Source organism: Streptomyces sp. NPDC059743 (assembly GCF_042732975.1).
In the GTDB taxonomy this organism is placed as follows: Bacteria; Actinomycetota; Actinomycetes; order Streptomycetales; family Streptomycetaceae; genus Streptomyces.
Genome location: NZ_JBHWGS010000011.1, coordinates 305,742 through 326,518, shown reverse-complemented (window position 1 = coordinate 326,518; position 20,777 = coordinate 305,742). Strand labels below are relative to the sequence as shown.

The window sequence follows — 20,777 nt, the reverse complement described above, 5'->3', positions numbered from 1 at the left end:
ATGTGTTAAGCACGCCGCCAGCGTTCGTCCTGAGCCAGGATCAAACTCTCCGTGAATGTTTACCGGATTATCCGGTGACACCACGAGAGCGGAACCACCAGTCGGAATAAGACCAGTGGTTCACAGCGTCCTCGCTGTGTTTCTTCAAAGGAACCCAAACCCACCGGAACATTCCGGCAGGCCCGGGGTATCAACATATCTGGCGTTGACTTTTGGCACGCTGTTGAGTTCTCAAGGAACGGACGCTTCCTTTGTACTCACCCTCTCGGGCTTTCCTCCGGGCTTTTCCCTTCGGTCTTGCTGTCTTGCGTTTCCGACTCTATCAGATCCTTTCGGGCCTGATTCCCAGTCGGAGTGGGCTGCCTTCCCGGCCCTTCGGCCGTTCCGACGTCCCGAACTCTAGCGGATTTCCCGGGCGACTCATAATCGAGCCTTCGAAATGGAATTCGGCATGCCGAAATACATCCCGGCTGGGAGATCGTGCTGAGTTGGGGTGCCGCTGCTGCGGCGTAAGTGATTGTCGCGGATCCGTTCCGGGCCCGTGACAACTCGAAGAACCTTACGGATCGGCCTGGGGTGTGTCAAACGAACCTCGTACCTCCCCGGACACCCCGGCCTAGCCCAGGTCCGTCAGCCGTCCTCCGGCGTCCGGCTGGGCGTGTTCCACTCGGCGCAGCAGGCGGATCAGCATCTCGCCGAGGCCCCGGCGCTCGTCGCCCGAGAGGTCCTGGAGCAGGTCCTCCTCGAATCGGGAGGCCATGCGCATCGCCTCCAGCCACTTCGTACGGCCCTCGTCCGTCAGCTCCACGATCACCCGGACCCGGTTGTTCTCGTCGCGGTCGCGCGTGACCAGGCCGTCGCCGGCCATGCGGTCGATGCGGTGGGTCATGGCGGCCGGAGTGAGTCCCAGGCGCTTGGCGAGTTCGCCGGGGCCCAGACGGTACGGGGCTCCCGAGACCACCAGGGTCTTCAGGACCTCCCACTCGGCATTGCTGATGCCCAGCTCAGCGAGGTGGCGTCCGTACGAGACGTTCATCCGGCGATTGAGCCTGCCCAGCGCCGAGACGACCTGTTCGACCTGTGGGTCGAGGTCGTCGAACTCGCGCTGATAGGCCGCGATCTGCTCGTCGAGGCTCGGTTCCTGGAGACCCGGTGGGCCGGGCTTCTCGGGGGTGTCTGGCATCGGGGCAGTATCCCACGTATCTCCGTTGGCGTTGAAGTCCTTCACTGTGTATTGTTGAAGTCCTAACTTTAGCTTCGAAGTCTTCGAGCTTGAGTGTTTGTTCTGCGTACTTCTTCCGTACTACCGCTGAGGCAGGTGAGTGTGACCAGGGCGATGGGCGCCGCGATGCGCCGGATCCAGGCAGGGAACGCGCTGAGTGCGTTCGGGCTCGGGTTCACAGTTCCGTATCTCTATGTGTATGTCGCTCAGGTCCGGCACCTGGGCGCGAGTACGGCCGGTGCCGTGCTGGCGGTCTTCGCCCTGGCCGCGCTGGTCGTCCTGCCGTTCACCGGGCGGGTCATCGACCGGCGCGGGCCGCTGCCCGTGCTGGTGACGGGCGCGGTGCTGGCGTCCATGGGAGCGCTCGCCATGGGGCTGTCGTGGAGTGTCACGACGGCCGTCCTGTCCGCCGCGCTGCTGGGCGCCGGGACCGCCGTCATGCAGCCCGCGCTGGCCACGATGATCGTGTGGTGCTCCACCCCGTCGACGCGGACCCGGGCCTTCGCCACCCAGTTCTTTCTGGCGAACCTGGGGCTCGGAGTCGGCGGGCTGATCGGCGGGCAGATCGTCGACGAGAGCCGGCCGGGCTCGTTCACGCTGCTCTTCTGTGTCGAGGCCGCGATGTTCCTCGTACTGGCGGCCATCGCGGCCACGGTCCGGCTGCCTCGGCCGACCGCGATCCCACGCGCGGTCAAGAACGGCAAGCACGCCGAGGGCGGCGGAGTGCGGACGATGCTCGGGCATCGCGCCATGGTCCAGCTCTGTGTGCTCGGGTTCGTGGTGTTCTTCGCGTGCTACGGGCAGTTCGAGTCGGGGCTCGCCGCGTACGGCACCGAGGCCGCCGGGATCGATCCGTCGACGCTCGGGATCGCGCTGGCCGCGAACACCGCGGTGATCGTCGTCGCGCAGTTCGTCGTTCTGCGGCTGGTCGAGCGGCGCAGGCGCAGCCGGGTGATCTCGGCGGTCGGACTGATCTGGGCGCTCGCCTGGCTCGTCGCGGGATTCGCCGGGCTCGGGCACGGCAGCCGGACGATGGCGACGGCCGCGTTCATCTCCACGTACGCGCTGTTCGGGCTCGGCGAGGCGATGCTGTCGCCGACCGTGGCGCCGCTGGTGGCCGATCTGGCGCCGGAGTCGATGGTCGGGCAGTACAACTCGGCGTTCGCCCTGGTCAAGCAGCTCGCGCTGGCGGTCGGTCCCGCGGTGGGCGGGCCGATGGCGGCCACGCTGCACGGTCCGTACATCGTGACGTTCGTACTGTTCTCGCTGGGCATCACCGTGCTGGCGCTGCGGCTGGGCAGGCGGCTCACGCCTGTACAGGATCAGCCGTCGCTCCTGTCGGCCTCGCGTCTGGTCGCCCGGCACCGGCCGGAGACCGCCGAGCCGGTCCCCGCTCCGGCCCACACCCCGACACCGGCCTCGGTCGGCTGAGCCCTTCCCGTACGTCGGCCCCGTACACCGGTCCCGTACGCCGACTCCGTACACGCCGGCCCCGTACGTGTCAGTGCGGCAGCGCGAATTCGCACCAGACGGCCTTTCCGCCGCCCGGTGTACGGCGTGAGCCCCAGGACGAGGCGATCGTCGCGATGATCGAGATACCGCGGCCCGCCTCGTCCGCCGGTTCCGCTCTGCGCCGGCGCGGCAGATGCTCGTCGCCGTCCGTCACCTCGATGATCAGCCGGCGGTCGGTGCGGCGGAGTCTGAGGCGCATGGGCGGAGTGCCGTGCTGGAGGGAGTTCGCCACCAGTTCGCTGGTGGCGAGCACGCCCAGATCGCACAGCTCGACCGGGAAGCGCCAGGAGGCGAGCACGCCCGTGGCGAAGGCGCGGGCGCGCGGCGCCGCCTCGATGCCGCCGAGCAGATCGAGCGCCGCGTTGTGGAACAGCTCCGCGTCCGGGCCCGTACGGGACGGGTACTGGAGGACGAGCACCGCGACATCGTCGTCATGGTCGGCGGTGACCCCGAGGGAGCGGATCAGCCGGTCGCAGACGACCTGCGGTGAGCCCTGCGCGCCGGCCAGGGCGCGCTCCAGGGAGGCGACGCCCTCGTCGATGTCCTCGCCCCGGCGCTCGACCAGACCGTCCGTGTAGAGAACGGCGGTGGAGCCGGGCGCGAGCGGGATCGTGCCCGAACTGTGGAGCCAGCCGCCGGTGCCGAGCGGCGGGCCCGTGGGATCCTCGGCCCGCTGGACCGTGCCGTCCTCCGCGCGTACCAGGATGGGCAGATGACCGGCGGAGGCGTAGACGAGCCGGCCCTCGTTCGGATCGTGGACCGCGTAGACACAGGTGGCGATCTGGCTGGCGTCGATCTCGGAGGCGAGTCCGTCGAGGAGCTGGAGCACCTCGTGCGGCGGCAGATCGAGCCGGGCGTAGGCGCGGACGGCGGTACGGAGCTGGCCCATGACGGCCGCCGCGCGCACACCGCGGCCCATGACATCGCCGATGACCAGGGCCGTACGCCCGGCGCCGAGCGTGATCACGTCGTACCAGTCGCCGCCGACCGCGGCGTCCTCGCCGCCCGGCTGGTACGTGGCGGCGACGCGCAGATCGTCCGGCTGCTCCAACTCCTGCGGGAGGAGCGAGCGCTGGAGAGTGACGGCGGTCTTGCGGTGTCTGCGCTCGCTGGTGCGCAGCCGCTCGGCCGCCTCGGCATGGGCGGTGACATCGGCGGCGAAGACCAGCACACCGCCGGTGCCCCGGCAGTCGACGGGCGTGCAGGTGACGGTGTACGAGCCCTCGCCCGCGACCTGGACCTTGCGGGACTTGACCGTACGCGGCTTGCCGCTGCGCAGCACCTGGTCCAGCAGCGGGAGCAGTCCCAGCTCGGCGAGTTCGGGGCAGCTCTCGGCCGCGGTGGTGCCGGGTGTGCGCGGGCCGAAGGCCGTCGCGTACGCGTCGTTCACGTAGGCGACGCGGTGCTCCGGGCCGTACACCAGGGCGACGAGCGCGGGCAGTCCGCCGAGGATCTCGCCGACGGAGAGGTCTTCGAGGGCGGGGACGTCCGTCACCGGGTCGGGCCGCTGTTCGTACTCGGCGCGGGCCGCGGGCACGGAACCGCGGTCGGTCCGCGCGGCGGCGCGGCGCTGCGTACCGGGGAGGCGGGCGCTCCAACGCGTGAAGTTCACGGATTCTCAGGCCTCATGGTGTCGTGTAACTGTTCGTCTTGGCCGGGCTGGTCTGGCCTGGCAGGTCGTCGGGGCCGGTTGCGCCGAGCGGGCCGGATCACTCTGTGCAGATGTGAACCCACCTATGGTCACACGTCCGGTGTGGCCGGGCGCACTGACAGGGGCGTCGGCCGTGTTCGGGTCGTACTCGGGTCGTTGACGCCGGCCGTGCCCGGCCGGTGCCGGCCGTGCGCTGCCGTTCCGTTCCGTACGGTCCTTACCGTCCTTGCGTCCTTACCGTCCTTCGGACGGTGACGTCGGTGACATCACGTGTCCTTCGGTCGTTCGCCGCCCGCGGCGAGTTCGAACTCGGCGCGCGGGTGTTCCAGCGAGCCGAGCGAGACGATCTCCCGCTTGAAGAGCCCGGATAGGGTCCATTCCGCGAGGACGCGGGCCTTCCTGTTGAAGGTGGGGACACGGCTGAGGTGGTACACGCGGTGCATCAGCCAGGCCGGAAAGCCTTTGAGCTTACGGCCGTAGACGTGCGCCACACCCTTGTGGAGGCCCAGGGACGCAACCGAACCCGCGTACGCGTGACGGTAGTCCTGAAGAGGCTCACCGCGCAGCGAAGCGAGAATGTTCGCCGCGAGAACTCCGGCCTGACGCAGGGCGTGCTGCGCGTTCGGCGCGCACTCCTTGCCCGGCTCGTCGGCCGTCAGATCGGGTACGGCCGCCGCGTCACCGGCCGACCAGGCGTGTTCGACGCCGTCCACGGAGAGCTTCGCCGTACATCGGAGCCGGCCGCGCGCGTCGAGCGGCAGATCGCTGGCGGCGAGGATCGGATGCGGCTTGACCCCGGCGGTCCAGACGACGGTACGGGTCGGGAACCGGGCGCCGTCGCTCAGCACGGCGATCCGGTCCTCGCAGGAGACGAGGCGGGTGTCGAGCCGTACGTCGATATTGCGGGCGCGCAGCTCGCGTACGGCGTAGACGCCCATCTCGGCGCCGACTTCGGGCAGGATCCGGCCGGTGGCCTCGACGAGGATCCACTTCAGATCGTCGGCCTTGATGTTGTGGTAGTACCGCGAGGCGTAGCGGGCCATGTCCTCCAGCTCGGCGAGCGCCTCGACTCCCGCGTAACCGCCGCCCACGAAGACAAAGGTGAGGGCGGCGTCGCGGATGGCGGGATCGCGGGTGGAGGAGGCGATGTCCATCTGCTCGATGACATGGTTGCGCAGGCCGATGGCCTCCTCGACGGTCTTGAAGCCGATGCCGTGTTCGGCGAGGCCGGGGACCGGGAGAGTACGGGAGACGGAGCCGGGCGCGAGGACGAGTTCGTCGTAGGTGATCTCGACGGTGCCGGTGCCCTCCTCCTCCGAGGCGAGGGTCTTGAGCGTCGCCGTGCGCTTGGCGTGGTCGATGGCCGTGGCCTCGCCGATGATGATCGTGCACTTCTCCAGCACACGGCGGAGCGGGACCACGACATGGCGTGGCGAGATGTTCCCCGCTGCCGCTTCCGGCAGGAACGGCTGATACGTCATATAAGGGTCGGGAGAGACCACGACGATCTCTGCCTCGCCGTTCTTCAGCTTCCGCTGGAGGCGCAGCGCGGTGTACATCCCGACGTAGCCGCCGCCGACAACCAGAATGCGCGCACCGGGCGTGGGTGCGGGGGTCGTTCCCGGGGAGATCTCAGCCTTCACCATCCCATGACGCAACGGGGCCCGGTGTTTGTCCACAGCCACGACAGATTGTGTGACCGGAGGCCGTCAGCGGTCGCGGACGGGCAAAACCGCAGGTATTGGCGGAGGGCCGCAGGTCAGCGTGGGCGCCGGGGCCGATGGGCGCCGGATGAATCAGGCATCTTCCGGTCCTTGCTCCGATCGGGGGGCGCTCTGTGCGGAACTACCCTCTTCTGAATTGACCCGGGCTCAACTATGTTCGTACCTCGTCGGCGTGTCCGGTCCGTGACTGGGTCCGCACGCTCGGCTGTCGAGGCGGGGGTCTCCGGGGGGAGACATCATTACCGGGGGAACGGTTATGCACATTCAGGATTCGCATTGGCAGACCGCCGTCGTCACGGACGGCGACGGACGGGCGGGGACGGGCGGGACTGCCCGCTCGGCGCCGTTAAGGGTGGACGCACAGCGCAATCTGGAGCATGTACTGCGCGCGGCTCGCGAGGTGTTCGGCGAGCTGGGCTACGGGGCTCCGATGGAGGATGTGGCGCGACGGGCCAGGGTCGGCGTCGGCACGGTGTACCGGCGCTTCCCTAGCAAGGACGTGCTGGTGCGGCGGATAGCCGAGGAGGAGACCTCCCGGCTGACCGACCAGGCGCGTACGGCACTGGGCCAGGAGGAGGAGCCCTGGTCGGCGCTCTCCCGCTTTCTGCGCACGTCGGTGGCCTCGGGCGCGGGACGGCTGCTTCCGCCGCATGTACTGCGGGTGGGCGTGGACGTCGAGGACGTTTCGGCGGGCCGGAGCGCGCAGGACGAGGTGCGGGTGCCGCAGCAGCGGCAGGCCGGCGCGCCCGATCTGCGGGTGATCGGTCATCGGCTGTCACCGGAGGAGCTGGACGATCCGGGCGCGATGGAGCTGCTGGAGGTCGTCGGGCAGCTGGTGGAGCGGGCGCGGGCCGCGGGTGAGCTGCGCGGCGATGTGTCCGTGGCCGATGTTCTGCTGGTGATAGCCACGGCGGCGCCTTCGCTGCCGGACGCGGCGCAGCAGGCGGCGGCTTCGGCACGGCTGCTGGACATTCTGCTGGAAGGGCTGCGGTCGCGGCCGGTGTAGCGGGCGGGCCGTGAGCGGGACCGGTATGAGTGGGCGGTGATCGGGGATGGTCATCGCAGGGCGTTGGTCGGTGGGCGGCGGTCGGTGGGCGGTGGTCCGGTTCGTGCCTTTGGTGCGGGCCGGGCGGCTGCGCACGGGCTCGGTTGTGGTCCGGTTCCGGCTCGGGCCGTTGTCCTCGGGTCGGGTCGGGTTGCGCCGGGTCGAGTCGGTCGCGTCGGGTCGGCTGTCTTCGAACTGGCTTGGCGATAAACGTCGTTGAGGCTTCCCCGAACGAGTGAACGTTCATGCAGGACTCGGGGAAACGTCCCCGGATGAGTGGTTGCCCGGCGCGAAGGGCTGGGCATCGCGGTGCTCTGTGGCACTCTGTCCCGGTGTTCGGGTCAGAGGGTGCGTTCAGAGGGCGCGTACGGGGGCTTCCGCGATGAGCGGTGACGGACGGGACGAGCCGCTCGGCGGCGGTGGTGCCGACGGCGATACGGAACCCGACGGAGCGGCTCAACGGCAGGTGCCGAGCCAGGGCGGGCCCAAGGAGGTGCCGGGTCCGGTGGTGCCGGGCGGCCGGGCCGGCTCCGGTGGCCCGGCCGCGGCCGGTGGTCCTGGCGGTCCTGGTGCTCCTGGCGGTCTCACTGGTTCGACGGGTGTGCCGAGCGTGCCCGAGCAGAGTGGGCCCGGTGGTTCGGGAAGGCCTGCGGGTTATGCCGGTCCTCCGATGCCGCATCCCTCGACCGGTTCACGGTCCGGAACGGGCGAGGCGGAGAGCAGTGTGCCGCCGCAGCGCGAACGCCTCGGCGGCGCGTCCCCGCCATCGTCCCCGCCGTCGTCCCCGTCCCTGGCCGAGCCGGCGGAGACCGTCGAGCCGGCAGAGACCGTCGAGCTGCCCGTGGCCGAGCCGGAGACGACCGAGGTGCCTCCGTCGGACGCCGATCTGATCCAGCGGATGCGGGACGGCGACGACAGCGCGTACGAGGAGCTGTTCCGCAGGCACGCGCACGCGGTGCGCCGTTACGCCCGTACGTGCTGCCGTGACGCGCACACCGCCGACGATCTGACGGCCGAGGTGTTCGCCCGTACCTTGCAGGCGGTCCGAGGCGGAGCCGGGCCGGAACAGGCGGTGCGTGCCTATCTGCTGACGACCGTACGGCGGGTGGCCGCTTCCTGGACGAAGTCCGCGAAGCGGGAGCAACTGGTCGAGGATTTCGCGGTGTTCGCGGCGCAGGCCGTCCGCTCCTCCGAGGTCTCGGACGTGGACACCCTCGATCTGGGCGCGGACGTACTGGCGATGCGCGAGGCCGAGCAGTCCATGGCCATGCAGGCCTTCCGCAGTCTGCCCGAGCGCTGGCAGGCGGTGCTCTGGCACACCACGGTCGAGGAGGAGTCGCCGAGCGAGGTCGCGCCGCTCTTCGGGCTGAGCGCCAACGCCACGGCGGTACTGGCCAGTCGGGCGCGCGAAGGACTCAAGCAGGCCTATTTGCAGGCCCATGTGAATGCCGCGCTCACCTCGGGCGGTGACTGCGCCCGGTACGCGGACCGGCTCGGCGCGTATGCCCGGGGCGGGCTGCGGACACGCGCGGAGCGCGGGCTGCGCAAGCATCTGGAGGAGTGCGCCAAGTGCCGTCTCGCCGCCGGTGAACTGGCGCATGTCAACTCCGCGATCCCGGCGCTGCTGCCGGTCGCGGTGATCGGCTGGTTCGCGGCGGGCTATTCGCTCAAGGCCGCCGGGATCGTGGCGGGCGGCGCCGTGGGAGCGGCGGGAGCGGGTGCCGCCGCGGCGGCCACGGGCTCCGGCGCGGCGGCGGGAGCGGCCTCGGGTGGTGCGGCGAGCGGCGCGGCCTCGGGTGGAGCCGCCGGCGGGGCCGCCGCGTCCGAAGGGCTCGGTGCGCCCGCGAAGGCCGGGATCGCCGGGCTGGTGGCCGTCGCCGCCGCGGCCGGGCTGGTGTACGCGCTGGTGAACGACTCGCAGCCGGAACAGCCGCCCAAGGCCAAGCCTCCGGTCGCGCGGCCCGTCGTACCGCCGAAGCCGGTTCCGTCGCCTCCGTCGCCCAGGCCGCCCGCGCCGGAGCCCGCGCCCTCCGCGCAGAAGCCGACGCCGTCGCCCTCGGCGAAACCGGCCCCGAAACCGAAGCCGAAGCCCACTCCCGCCAGGCCGACACCCGCCAAGCCCAGTCCGCCGCCGGTGCCGACCAAGGCGCCGGTGCCGCCCGTACCGCCTCCGCCGAAGCCCACGCCGAGCCCGAAGCCGCCGCCACCTCCACCTCCGGCGGACTATCAGGTGAACCAGTTGTCGTACGACCTCTTCGGCGACAAGACCAAGCCGGAGGTGCGGCTCATCGGAAGCAGCTGGATGTGGCAGCGCTCCGGCCTGTCCATCGGCGGCACCCGGTACGCACATGGTGTGACGACGCACGCGTCGTCGTCGGTCACCATCGATCTCAACCGGAGCTGTGCCACCTATGCGGCCCAGGTCGGCGTGGACGATCTGACGCGGCGTCTCGGTTCCGTGCGCTTCTCGCTGTACGGCGACGGCGAACGGCTCTGGCGCTCGCCCGTGCTGCGCGGCGGCGATCCGGCCGTCCCCGTACAGGTGGGCATCTCGGGACGGAAGACGATCCGGCTGGTGGTCGAGCCGCACCGGCCGCTCGGCACGGTGGCGCTCGCGGACTGGGCGCAGTCCCGGATCAGTTGTCGCTGACGCGTCCCGGCGGTTCTGGCGGCTCGGGCAGATCCGGCAGTTCTGGCGGCTCCGGCGGAACCTGCGGCTCCAGCTCCAGCAGGTCCACGACCTGGGCCGGAGTGAGGGCCCGTCCCGCCTCGCGCTCCGTCTCGTACCGCGCCGTGCCCAGCGCCTCGCGGGCGCGCGCCTCGGTCCTCTCCGCCTCGGCCCGTTCGGGTACGGAACGCGGGCAGTCGGCCCGCCAGGCGGCGGTGGCGGCCAGCAGCCGTACGGCCGGTCCGGGCTCATCGGCGAGCAGCAGCATCGGCGCTCCCAGCTCGGCGAGCTGGGCGACGACGTTCTCCGAGAGCCGACTCTCCCTCGCCGCACGCAGCACGGCTGCCAGCGAGCGCGCCGCCGCGACCGGTCCCGCGCCCTCGTGCAGGGAGATCCGCGCGTCCAGCGCGTCGACTCCGGCCGTGAAATGCGGCGGCGGTGAGCCCTGCTCCGCCGCGCGCCGCGCCCGGTCCAGCAGCGCTCCGGCCCGCCCGGACTCACCTCGGTCGAGGGCGAGGACCGCGCGCATGAAGTACACGAAGGCACGCGCGTCCTGGACGTGGTGGCGCTCGGCCTCGGCGAACGCGTCGTCCAGGCCCTTCTCCGCCGCGGCCGTGTCACCGGCCCGGTAGGACAGTTCGGCGAGACGGGCCAGCAGGTACGGCGCCTCGGCGTGCGCTCCGACCGCGCGGGCGAAGCGCAGCGCCTCCTCGTACGCGCCGCGCGCCTCCTCGTACCGTCCGCGCACCGTGCTCGCCTCGCCTCTGGCACTCGCCACCTGGGCAAGCATCCAGCGGTCACCGACGCGGCGGCTCACCTCACGCAGCTCGGCCAGGTCCTCGTCGACGCCCGCCAGTCCGCCGGGCACATCGACCATCATGTTGGCGCGTCCCATCAGCATGATGCCGACCTCCCAGTCGCCGCCGTGCTCACGGCAGTTGGCGATGGAGGCATCGATCAAGACGCGCATGTCGACTGTCTGGTCGAAGAGATGGGCGAGCAGCCACCAGAGCAGCCCTGGGAAGCGGGCCGACTGCGGACCAGGTCTGCTGAAGGCGCGCAGAATCCGCCGGACGGTTCTCTGGAGGTGCGGGTCGGTGCGGAGCTTCTCGCTCTGGCCGCTCTCACCGGTGAGGAAGAGGCGCAGTACCTGGAGCTGCATCCGGGACCAGTAAAGGGCGTTGTCCGGCTGCTCCGGATCGTCCAGGTCGTCCGCGTAGCTCGCGTCCTGGTGGTCGTCCGGGTCGTCCGATTCATCAGGGTCGGCCGGGCGGGCCGGCTCGGCAGGGCCCAGGGCCAGGGCGTGTTCCGTCCAGGACAGGCCCTCGGGACGGTAGTTGCGCAGCCACCAGAACCAGCCCATGGCGAAGACCAGCCGCAGCGTGGACTCCTCGTCGCGCGCCAGGACGCCACGGTGGAGGGCCGCGCGGATGTTGTCGAGCTCGGTCTCAAGACGGCGGATCCAAGGGAGCTGCTCGCCGGAGCGCAGACGCGGCTCGGCCGTCTCCGCCAGGCCGGTGAAGTACGCCGTGTGGGCGCGCTCGGCGGCGGCCCGTACGGCCGGTGCCTCGGCGGCGCGTTCGACGGCGTACTCATGGATGGTCTCCAGGAGGCGGTACCGCATCCCGCCGTCGGGACCGGGCGCCGGCGCGGCCACGACGAGCGACTTGTCGACCAGCGCGCCGAGCAGATCGGGCACGGCGGAAGAATCCACTCCCGTGGGAGCAGCCACTCCCGGCGCACCCGGCGCGCCCGGCATGCCCGGAACCTCGGCGCATACGGCCTCCGCCGCCGTCAGATCCCAGCCGCCCGCGAAGACGGACACCTGGCGCAGCACCGTACGTTCCCGCTCGTCCAGCAGGTCCCAGGACCAGTCCACGACGGCGCGCAAGGTCTGTTGGCGTGGCAGTACGGTTCTGCTTCCGCTCGTCAGCAGCCGGAAACGGTCGTCCAGACGATCCGCGATCTGACGCGACGTCAGCATCCGCAGCCGCGCCGCCGCCAGCTCGATCGCCAACGGCAACCCGTCCAGCCGACGGCAGATCTCCGCCACCGCCACCGGATCACTCTCCGGATCAAACCCAGGACGCACCGCACGACCACGCTCCCCGAACAACCGATGCGCCGGATCCGGCGGCAACGGCTCCACCGGACGCACCACCTCGCCCGGCACACCCAACGGCTCACGGCTGGTGGCGAGTACGCGCAGTCCGGGACAGCGGGTGAGCAGGGACTCGGCCAGGGCGGCGGCAGCGCCGATCACATGCTCGCAGTTGTCCAGGATCAACAGCGTGTCGCGGTCCGCGAGACGGTCGACGAGCCGGGCGGTGGGATCGTCCCGTACGGACCGGCCCTCATAGGTGACGAGCTGGGTCTCGCGCAGTCCGAGCGCGCTCAGTACGGCTCCCGGCACGGCGGACGGGTCCTCCAGCGGCGCGAGTTCGGCCAGCCAGGCGTCCCTGGGCGCGGATTCCTCGGCGAGCCGGGTCTTGCCGGAGCCGCCTGGACCGGTGAGCGTGACCAGCCGGAAACGGCTCAGATCGGCGCGGATCGCGTGGAGTTCGGGCTCGCGGCCGACGAAGGAGGTCAGCCGAGGACGCAAATTCCCGCCGGGCCGATCGGGCCCGCCCGACGCGCCGGGCCGGTCTGGCCGCTCGGACCGGTCGGACCCGCCCGCTGAGAGGCGCGCCGCGCCCGTACCCGTACCCGCGAGCAACCGCGCGTGCAGTGCCGTCAGTTCGGCCCCGGGATCGGCGCCGAGTCCGTCCGCGAGGACGCGGCGGGTGTCCTCGTACGCGGCGAGCGCGTCGGCCTGCCGGCCCTCCGCCGACAGGGCCCGGATGAGCTGGGCGCGGAAGGGCTCGTCGTACGGATGGGCCGCGACCAGCTCTGTCAGCTCCGGTACGAGCGGGCCCGTGGCGCCGCGCCGCAGATCGGCCTCAACGCGCTGCTTGAGCGCCGCCAGCCGCTGGGCCTCGGGCCGTATGCCATGTCCTCGTACGCCGTGATCCTGTACGCCACGGCCTCGGACACCACGGTCCCGTACGCCGTCGTCACCGTCGGGCAGATCGGCGAGGGCCGGACCTCGCCAGAGCGCGAGCGCGTCGCGCAAGGTGCGGGCGGCGGTCTCCGGATCGCCCGCGTCGAGCCGCTCGGCGCCCTCGCGGGCCAGCCGCTCGAAGACGTACAGGTCGATGTCGTCCCGTACGGCGGCCAGCCGGTAGCCGCCGGGCACCGAGCCGATCGCCTCCTTGCCGATGATCCGCCGCAGCCGCCCGACGAGCGCCTGGAGCGCGCCCACCGCGTCGTGCGGCGGCTCCCCGGCCCAGACCTCCTCCACCAGCTCCCGGACGGCGACGGCCCGCCCAGGGCGCAGCGCGAGCGCCGCCAGCAGGGCCCGGACCCGCGCGCCGCCGAGCGCCAGATCCCCGCCCTGCTCGTCGCGCGCCTCGGTGACGCCCAGGATGAGATACCGCACGGGCCCATTGTGACCGTCGGCTCCGACAACGGCGGCCCGGTTCTCACAGCCTGCCCCAGCCGCTTGCCGTCTGCCGGACCGCGGCCCACGCGCGCGGTTATCGGCGGCTCCCGCGCGCGCTTACTGGTGCAGCGTCGGCCGCGGTACCACCACGCCCGCCACCGCCCGCTGGCGCGGCGCCGCCGTGCCCGTCCAGCAGGTGCCTCGCCGGGACAGCAGGCGCCGCAGCCACAGCTCGGTGGAGACCAGATCGGCGAGCCCGTCGAGCGGTACGGGCTCGCCCTCGGCCGCCGCGCGCAGCGCCTTGCGTACGACACGTGCCTCGATCAGGCCCGCGTCGGCCAGCAAAGGCGCGTCGAAGAGGCTGATCAGCTCGCCGACGGCGGTACGCAGACCCGCGCGCGTGGCGGCGGCGGAACCGGCCCGGGACGTCGCGCCCCAGCCCGGCGGCAGGTCGTGGATACCAGCTCCGGCCAGGACCGTACGGAGGATCTCCGCGCGGGCGCCCGGCTGGACGCGCAGCGCCTCGGGCAGCTCGCGGCACGCCCGTACCACCTGGTTGTCGAGGAAGGGCGCGTGCAGCCGCTGGCTGCGGATCTCCGCTGCCTGTTCGAAGACACGGTGGTCCACGGCGTGGCGGGCCAGGGCGGCGCGGGCACGGGCCTCTCCAGGGCGCTGTACGGAGGTGGGCCGGATCGCCGCCGCCGACAGGCGAACCGATACTTCCGCGAGCGCCTCTCCCGTCAGCCAGCGCGCGGCGGGCCCGGGCCGCGACCAGGTGAGGGCGGCCAGCGAGGCGCCCAGCGGGCCGTTCGCGGACGCGGACAGCGCGGCCCTGTTGGCCTGCGGAAGCTGGGCCGCCGCCTCTTCGAGGCCGGTGCGGTACGGCGTACGGGCCAGCCGCCGCGCCGCGCGGTACACGGTGAGCGGGATGAACAGCGAGGCGGGCGACGGCCCTTCGGCCTTGGCGAGCGCGGTGACCGGGTGCAGCAGATGGCGTCTGCGCCGGTCGAGCAGCAGATCGGCCAGGCGCGCGGGATGCGCGTCGAGCACCTCGCGGGCGCCGTCCCCGGTGAAGTGGTCGGCGCTGCCCGCGGCCAGCCGGCGCCGATGGCGGCCCGCGGTGACCAGGGAGGGCCCGGGCTCGTCCGTGAGCGGGCCTTCCAGGTCGGCGTACGGCAGGGCCTCTTCGCCCGCCGCGACGACCACATGGTGCAGCCGGGGATTGGCGGCGATCATCCGCGCCCGTTCCAGCTCGGCCTCGTCGCGGCTGCCGGTGGCCAGGTCGTTGAAGGTGACGGCGAGCAGCCGCTCTCCCGCGCCGGTGCCGTGCCCGAGGACCGTACCGGGCGCGCCCGGCAGCCCGGCGGCGAGCAGCGCGAGCGTGCCCGACGCGCTGCCGCCGGAGAGATCGGCGCCGATGCCCGGGACCGGTCCGCCGCGCGCGGCACGCCGCTCCGCGGGCCCCATGCCGGGGACGGGCCCGGGATCGGGCGGCATGGTCTCGGGCGCGTGGCGCGGCGCCAGGAGCCGTGCCCGTACGGCCTCCACCAGGGCGTCCCGTACGCCCTCCACCGCACGGTCCGGGTCCCGCTGGGGCCCGGCGACGGCGAGGGAGGCGACCTGTTCGTATCCGGTGATCTCGCGCGATCCCTCGCGCAGGACCAGCGCGTGTCCGGGCGGGATGCGCTTGACGCCGTCGTACGGAGTGGAGTCGCGCAGCGCCTCCGGCGTCTCGGGACAGGCGAGGAGCGCGGCGAGATGCCCGATGTCGAGCTGGGCCTCGATGAGATCGGCGAGCGGCAGGGCGGCGGTGGCGTACGCGGTGCCGCCCGCCCAGGGCGTGTAGAAGACGGGCCTGGCGCCGGCCAGATCGCCCACGACCGTGATCCGGCGGCCGATCTGGGCGACCGCCGTGTAACTGCCCGGCCAGGCGGTGAGATGGCGCAGCGCGCCGCCTCGGGCGGCGAACAGCCCGACGCGCAGCTCCTCGTCGCTGGCGCCGCAACAGCCCAGTACGGCCAGCCTGGTGAAGGGATCGACGGTGACGATCCGGATCTCGTCGGGCCGCCAGTCGCCAACGGCCCACAGCGGATCCGGGTCGCCCCAAAGGAGCTGGGAGCCGACAGGATGCACGCTGCGGCCCTCGTAGTCCTCGCCGACGGAACCGGCGGAACCGACCGAACCGTTCGCCCCGACCGAACCGTTGGCTCCCACCGAGCCGGCCGAGCCGTTGGCTCCGGCCGACCTGGCCGATCCGGCCGTCCCTGCCGTGCCGAAGCGCGCGGCGATACTGCTCCATCCCACCAACCAGCGCATCGCCGCCTCCACAGCCTGTGGACAAGTCGAGAAGTAGGCTCAAGAGCCCACAGAGTAGGCTCAACAGCCCACTCCGAGCAGCCCGAAACCGAAGCCGTTCGGGAACATGCTGCCACGACAACAGCGCACAGGAGGGCCTACGGGAGCACGCGTGAAAATGCGAATGCGCCCCTGGCATTGGCCGTTTGGCGGAGAAACGGCGCTTCGAAGGCGCTTCCTCGACGGACGTGTTTCAGCCAAACTCCGGGCTCGGCACGGCACTTCAGTACCGGCACACGCTCAGTCCGGGAGGCGTTCGCCGCCTCCCGGACTGATCCACCGCCCGCGGGGATTGGGGCGGCGGTATCCCCCAGCCCACTGGTTCCAGTACGCAGTGGGCCGACCCACGCAGGTCTCATGGAAGCGCTCCCGCTCCCGCCGGGCCAAGAGCGCACGGCCGGGCGCACGCTACACACCCGGAGCACGGCGTGCCGCTCAGGGCCGCTCAGGGCCTTGAACGCCGGACGGAGCACGGACAACAATCCCGCCATACGAAACTCCGCCCCTTAACGGTCGGGATGTGGCGAACTACGCTGGGTTTACGAATGCCGCGCGCCTATGCCGCGGACGCGGCGGCCGTCTGTGTGTCGAGGGGTGACGCATGTCCAGGGAGCTACGCGGGCCGAACGAAAAGCTCGGCACCGTTCTCGCCCTCGCGGGAATCAGCAACGCCGGCCTCGCCCGGCGGGTCAACGACCTCGGGGCGCAGCGCGGTCTGACACTTCGCTACGACAAGACCTCCGTGGCGCGATGGGTCTCGAAGGGGATGGTTCCGCAGGGTGCGGCGCCCCATCTCATCGCCGCAGCCATCGGAGCCAAACTGGGACGTCCCGTCCCACTCCATGAGATCGGCCTCGCGGACGCGGATCCGGCCCCCGAGGTCGGGCTCGCCTTCCCGCGCGACGTGGGTGAGGCGGTGCGCGCTGCGACGGAGCTGTACCGGCTGGATCTGGCGGGCCGCCGCGCGGGCGGCGGCGGCATCTGGCAGTCCCTGGCCGGATCCTTCGCAGTCAGCGCCTATGCGACGCCCGCCTCCCGGTGGCTGATAACACCCGCCGACTCCTCGGTCGCCCGGGAACCGGCGGTCGCGGAGGCGGCGCAGGGAGCGCACGGCGGGAACAGCCAGGGCTCCGGCCAGGGCTCCGACCCGTCGGGCGAGGTCTCGCCGCTGCGCGTGGGCCACAGCGATGTGGCCAAGCTGCGCGAGGCGGCGTCCGACGCGAGACGGTGGGACTCCAAGTACGGCGGCGGGGACTGGCGTTCGTCGATGGTGCCGGAGTGTCTGCGGGTCGACGCGGCACCGCTGCTCCTCGGCGCGTACAGCGACGAGGTGGGCCGCGGGCTCTTCGGAGCCACCGCCGAGCTGACGCGGCTGGCCGGCTGGATGGCCTTCGACACGGGCCAGCAGGAGGCCGCGCAGCGCTACTACATCCAGGCGCTGCGACTGGCGCGCGCAGCCGCCGATGTACCACTGGGCGGCTATGTGCTGGCCTCCATGTCCCTCCAGGCGACCTATCGCGGCTTCGCGGACGAGGGCGTGGATCTCGCGCAGGCCGCGCTGGAGCGCAATCGCGGCCTCGCCACCGCCCGCACGATGAGCTTCTTCCGTCTGGTGGAGGCGCGCGCGCACGCGAAGGCGGGCGACGCGGTGGCGGCCGGAGCGGCCCTCAAGGCCGCGGAAGGGTGGCTGGAGCGCTCGCGGGAGGGCGACGCGGATCCGTCCTGGCTGGGCTTCTACTCGTACGACAGATTCGCGGCGGACGCCGCCGAGTGCTACCGCGATCTGAAGGCGCCGCGCCAGGTACGGCGCTTCACGGAGCAGGCGCTCTCCCGGCCGACGGAGGAGTTCGTACGCTCGCACGGACTGCGTCTGGTGGTGAGCGCCGTCGCCGAACTGGAGTCGGGCAATCTCGACGCGGCGTGCGCGGCGGGCACGCGGGCGGTGGAGGTGGCGGGCCGGATCTCCTCGGCACGTACGACCGAGTACGTACGGGATCTGCTGCACCGCCTGGAGCCGTACGGGGACGAGCCCCGGGTGGTCGAGCTGCGGGAGCGCGCGAGGCCGCTGCTGGTGGCACCGGCGTAGGGCGTGGGGCCGGAGCCGGTGCTGTCACGGCCGGAACGGGGGTCCGGCGCGCCCGGAACCGGGGCCCGCCGTGCCTGGAGTCCGGGCCGACGGTGGCACCTCGCGCGGACCGGGCGGTGGCACCTCGCGCTGGCCTGTCCTACCGGCCTGCCGTACCGGTCTGTCGATTCGTGGTTTAAGCGCGTTGTCGGCGGGCCAGTGCACTATCGGGGTGGGAGGTGGCGCGCGCGATGAGCGGACGCGTGGGATTCGACTGCGAAGTGCTGGTGATCGGCGGCGGGATCGTCGGTCTGTCGACGGCGTACGCGATCACACGCGCCGCGCCGGGCACGCGCGTGGTGGTGCTGGAGAAGGAGCCGGGCCCCGGGCGCCATCAGACGGCCCACAACAGCGGAGTGATCCACAGCGGTGTCTACTACCGTCCCGGCTCGCTCAAGGCGCGGTACGCGGTGCGCGGCTCCGCCGAGCTGGTCAAGTTCTGCGCCGAATACGGCATTGCGCACGAGGTCACCGGCAAGCTGATCGTGGCGACGGAGCGGGACGAGCTGCCTCGGCTGCACGCCCTGGTCCAGCGCGGCAGGGAGAACGGCATCCCGGTGCGCGAGCTGGGCCCGGCGCAGATCACCGAGTACGAACCGCAGGTGCGCGGCCTCGCGGCGATCCATGTCGGCACGACCGGCGTCTGCGACTTCCTGGCGGTCGCCGAACAGCTCGCGGAGTCCGCGGGCGCGACGGGCGCGTCCGTGCGGTACGACGCGGAGGTCACGGCCGTCGACCGCCGCCCTTGGGGCGTCGCCGTCCGTACGGCGGCCGGGGACGTGGTCAGGGCGCGCGTCCTGGTGAACTGCGCGGGGCTCCAGTGCGACCAGGTGGCACGGCTCGCGGGCGACGATCCGGGGATGCGGATCGTGCCCTTCCGTGGTGAGTACTACGAACTGGCCAGGCCCGGTCTCGTACGAGGGCTGGTCTATCCGGTGCCGGACCCGGCGTTCCCGTTCCTGGGAGTGCATCTGACACGGGGCATCGACGGAGCCGTCCATGTCGGACCGAACGCGGTCCCGGCGCTGGCCCGCGAGGGCTACACCTGGCGGACCGTACGGCCCGCCGAGCTGGCCGGCACGCTCGGCTGGCCCGGCTCATGGCGTACGGCGCGCAAGCACTGGCGGTACGGCGCGGGCGAACTGCACCGCTCGCTCTCGAAGCGCGCCTTCGCAACGGCCGTACGGAGGCTGCTCCCAGCGGTCAGGGACACGGACCTGCGCCCGGCGACGGCCGGTGTACGGGCCCAGGCGGTGCTGCGGGACGGCACGCTGGCCGATGACTTCCTGATCAGACAGCGACCTCGCACGGTCCACGTCCTGAACGCTCCCTCACCGGCGGCGACCGCCTCACTACCGATCGGCCGCGAGGTCGCGAGACGCGCGCTGGCGGTGCTGGGCGAGGACTGACACACCCCCTGCCCGATACCCGGATTCCGAAGGTGAGGGCGAGGGGTGTGCTCAGTGCTGGGGCGCGCAGATCACGCGCCGAAGCTGCGGTCGAACTCGCCTGCCTTGACGCCCGCCACGAACGAGGCGAACGCACCGGCAGGGACGTCCAGAACTGGACCACCGGGGTTCTTGGAGTCACGGACGGGAACCACGCCGCACGAAGAGGCGAGGTTGGCGGCCACCTCAACGCAGCTGCCGCCGTTGTTGCTGTAGGAGGAGGTGAACCAACGGGGGGACTCGGTGATCACGGGATGCCCTTTCACGCGCCGAAGGTACGGCCGAACTCCCCCGCCTTGACGCCCGCCACGAACGAGGCGAACGCACCGGCAGGAACGTCCAGAACCGGACCACTGGGGTTCTTGGAGTCGCGGACGGGAACCACGCCGGTAGTGGACGCGTACGCGGGGGCCCACTCGACGCAGGTGCCGCCGTTGTTGCTGTAGGAGGATTTGACCCAACGGAGTTCGGTCGTGGTCGTGGTTGTCACGGGATGCCCTTTCGTACCTCATTGATCATGTCCACCGATGCCGCTTGTGACAGCGATACGGCCTGTAGTTGATGGTAGGCCGTCAACAGGCTCCGGACGGATACGAGTTCGCGCTCCAGGTATCCCTGAGTCTGGGACTCCACATACGAGACGACGGAGTAATCGGGCAGGGTGAGCAGGTTAACCGGTCGGTCAAACGTCCTGTGCTCCCCTATCGCGTACGGGGCGATATGCAGTGCGGTGTTGGGGAGTTCGGCGAACTCGACCAACCGATCAAGCTGAGCACCTATGACCCCGGGTCCGCCTACCGACCTGCGGATGCAGCTCTCATCCATGACCACCAGCACCATGGGAGGACGGGCCCGTACCAGCGCGGCCTGCCGCTCGGCCAGGAACGAAGCTCGCTCATCCGCCTGTTCGCGCGTGATGGCACCCCGGTGTACGGCGCTGTCCGCCAGCACCCGTGCATAGTCCGGTGTTTGAAGAAGCCCCGGAATGATGCCGACCTCGAACACCCTGATCTCTGTGGCTCGGCCCTCGTACCCCACGTACTCCGAGAAGCCTTCCAGCAAGACGCCATGCTTGAGCTCACGGTACTTGCGCTCGAACAGGTCACCAGTACCCAACGCACGGTCAGCACTGCGCGCGAACCGCAAGGTTGGCATCTTCCGACCAGTTTCCACGGCCGAAATATGCGTACTGGAATATTCCATCTGGGCGGCCAGGTCTTCCTGCTTCCAGCCCTTCGCTTCCCTGAAGCGGCGCAGTTCTGCTCCGTAGGCGGCTTGCGGACTGCTGTCCGGGTTGAGTTCCTTCCGGTTGACCATCTGGCACCAACTCTCCTGTCATCTCTGACACGTTGAACGCTTCCTGACTCTACGCCACTCTGAGTGCTCCCAGTAGCCGTATCGCTACGGAGAGGAGCGGACCTTGTCATGGAAGCACACTTCCCCCAAGTCCCTCAGCGACGCAGACGAATTGGCCACGCTGATCGCGGCCGGTGGCTACTGGCGCCTGGCCCCGGACTTGGTGCCCCGCTTCGGGTACGTCACGCCA

General features: G+C 71.3%; 13 protein-coding genes. 5 read left to right on the top strand and 8 right to left on the bottom strand.

Annotated features, from left to right (window positions below):
- Window positions 1-616 precede the first annotated feature (616 nt).
- Window positions 617-1,183 (bottom strand): MarR family winged helix-turn-helix transcriptional regulator, encoded by a 567-nt coding sequence (locus ACFV6H_RS21625; protein WP_093601147.1) that lies wholly within the window; start codon window positions 1,181-1,183, stop codon window positions 617-619.
- A gap of 153 nt (window positions 1,184-1,336) precedes the next feature.
- Here ACFV6H_RS21625 and ACFV6H_RS21620 point away from each other — a divergent pair, with 153 nt between their 5' ends.
- Complete coding sequence (locus ACFV6H_RS21620) at window positions 1,337-2,653, top strand: MFS transporter (RefSeq protein WP_385544473.1); 1,317 nt, start codon at window positions 1,337-1,339, stop codon at window positions 2,651-2,653.
- Between the two features lie 70 nt (window positions 2,654-2,723).
- Here ACFV6H_RS21620 and ACFV6H_RS21615 read toward each other — a convergent pair whose 3' ends face one another.
- A complete protein-coding gene (locus ACFV6H_RS21615; RefSeq protein ID WP_385544408.1) occupies window positions 2,724-4,346 on the bottom strand; it encodes a SpoIIE family protein phosphatase in 1,623 nt (540 codons plus the stop codon).
- A 305-nt stretch (window positions 4,347-4,651) separates the two neighbouring features.
- A complete protein-coding gene (locus ACFV6H_RS21610; RefSeq protein WP_385544405.1) occupies window positions 4,652-6,031 on the bottom strand; it encodes an NAD(P)/FAD-dependent oxidoreductase in 1,380 nt (459 codons plus the stop codon).
- A gap of 334 nt (window positions 6,032-6,365) precedes the next feature.
- On the opposite strand from ACFV6H_RS21610, the gene ACFV6H_RS21605 reads away from it, so the two are divergent.
- Window positions 6,366-7,115, top strand: a complete 750-nt coding sequence (locus tag ACFV6H_RS21605; RefSeq protein WP_385544402.1) for a TetR/AcrR family transcriptional regulator — start codon at window positions 6,366-6,368, stop codon at window positions 7,113-7,115.
- A 421-nt stretch (window positions 7,116-7,536) separates the two neighbouring features.
- The gene (locus ACFV6H_RS21600; RefSeq protein WP_385544399.1) at window positions 7,537-9,804 is read left to right on the top strand and encodes a sigma-70 family RNA polymerase sigma factor; all 2,268 of its coding nucleotides are present in this window, start codon (window positions 7,537-7,539) and stop codon (window positions 9,802-9,804) included.
- Here ACFV6H_RS21600 and ACFV6H_RS21595 read toward each other — a convergent pair.
- A complete protein-coding gene (locus ACFV6H_RS21595) occupies window positions 9,791-13,300 on the bottom strand; it encodes a BTAD domain-containing putative transcriptional regulator (protein WP_385544396.1) in 3,510 nt (1,169 codons plus the stop codon). The genes ACFV6H_RS21600 and ACFV6H_RS21595 overlap by 14 nt on opposite strands.
- Window positions 13,301-13,420: 120 nt before the next feature.
- Window positions 13,421-15,619 carry an asparagine synthase-related protein gene (locus ACFV6H_RS21590; RefSeq protein ID WP_385544393.1) on the bottom strand — a complete coding sequence of 733 codons (2,199 nt, stop codon included), beginning with the start codon at window positions 15,617-15,619 and terminating at the stop codon, window positions 13,421-13,423.
- A gap of 640 nt (window positions 15,620-16,259) precedes the next feature.
- Between ACFV6H_RS21590 and ACFV6H_RS21585 the strand changes: the two genes are divergently transcribed.
- Window positions 16,260-17,744 carry an MFS transporter gene (locus tag ACFV6H_RS21585; protein WP_385544390.1) on the top strand — a complete coding sequence of 495 codons (1,485 nt, stop codon included), beginning with the start codon at window positions 16,260-16,262 and terminating at the stop codon, window positions 17,742-17,744.
- A 230-nt stretch (window positions 17,745-17,974) separates the two neighbouring features.
- Window positions 17,975-19,192 carry an L-2-hydroxyglutarate oxidase gene (gene lhgO / locus ACFV6H_RS21580; protein WP_384780493.1) on the top strand — a complete coding sequence of 406 codons (1,218 nt, stop codon included), beginning with the start codon at window positions 17,975-17,977 and terminating at the stop codon, window positions 19,190-19,192.
- 71 nt (window positions 19,193-19,263) lie between these two features.
- On the opposite strand, the gene ACFV6H_RS21575 is transcribed toward lhgO, so the two are convergent.
- Genes ACFV6H_RS21575 through ACFV6H_RS21565 form a run of 3 tightly spaced genes read right to left on the bottom strand, consistent with a single transcriptional unit; the run spans window position 19,264 to window position 20,548 of the window.
- Complete coding sequence (locus ACFV6H_RS21575) at window positions 19,264-19,482, bottom strand: DUF397 domain-containing protein (protein WP_385544470.1); 219 nt, start codon at window positions 19,480-19,482, stop codon at window positions 19,264-19,266.
- A gap of 11 nt (window positions 19,483-19,493) precedes the next feature.
- Entirely contained in the window at window positions 19,494-19,721 is a 228-nt protein-coding gene (locus ACFV6H_RS21570) for a DUF397 domain-containing protein (protein ID WP_385544386.1), read from the bottom strand.
- On the bottom strand, window positions 19,718-20,548 hold the full coding sequence (locus ACFV6H_RS21565) for a Scr1 family TA system antitoxin-like transcriptional regulator (protein WP_384986161.1): 831 nt from the start codon (window positions 20,546-20,548) through the stop codon (window positions 19,718-19,720). The genes ACFV6H_RS21570 and ACFV6H_RS21565 overlap by 4 nt, the downstream gene beginning before the upstream one ends.
- Between the last annotated feature and the right edge of the window lie 229 nt (window positions 20,549-20,777).

What these genes read in the sequence shown, in the direction of transcription:
- ACFV6H_RS21625 (WP_093601147.1), bottom strand. Translation starts at nt 1,183, where the DNA reads ATGCCAGACACCCCCGAGAAGCCCGGCCCACCGGGTCTCCAGGAACCG.
- ACFV6H_RS21620 (WP_385544473.1), top strand. Translation starts at nt 1,337, where the DNA reads ATGGGCGCCGCGATGCGCCGGATCCAGGCAGGGAACGCGCTGAGTGCG.
- ACFV6H_RS21610 (WP_385544405.1), bottom strand. Translation starts at nt 6,031, where the DNA reads ATGGTGAAGGCTGAGATCTCCCCGGGAACGACCCCCGCACCCACGCCC.
- ACFV6H_RS21605 (WP_385544402.1), top strand. Translation starts at nt 6,366, where the DNA reads ATGCACATTCAGGATTCGCATTGGCAGACCGCCGTCGTCACGGACGGC.
- ACFV6H_RS21600 (WP_385544399.1), top strand. Translation starts at nt 7,537, where the DNA reads ATGAGCGGTGACGGACGGGACGAGCCGCTCGGCGGCGGTGGTGCCGAC.
- ACFV6H_RS21590 (WP_385544393.1), bottom strand. Translation starts at nt 15,619, where the DNA reads ATGCGCTGGTTGGTGGGATGGAGCAGTATCGCCGCGCGCTTCGGCACG.
- ACFV6H_RS21585 (WP_385544390.1), top strand. Translation starts at nt 16,260, where the DNA reads ATGTCCAGGGAGCTACGCGGGCCGAACGAAAAGCTCGGCACCGTTCTC.
- lhgO (WP_384780493.1), top strand. Translation starts at nt 17,975, where the DNA reads ATGAGCGGACGCGTGGGATTCGACTGCGAAGTGCTGGTGATCGGCGGC.
- ACFV6H_RS21565 (WP_384986161.1), bottom strand. Translation starts at nt 20,548, where the DNA reads ATGGTCAACCGGAAGGAACTCAACCCGGACAGCAGTCCGCAAGCCGCC.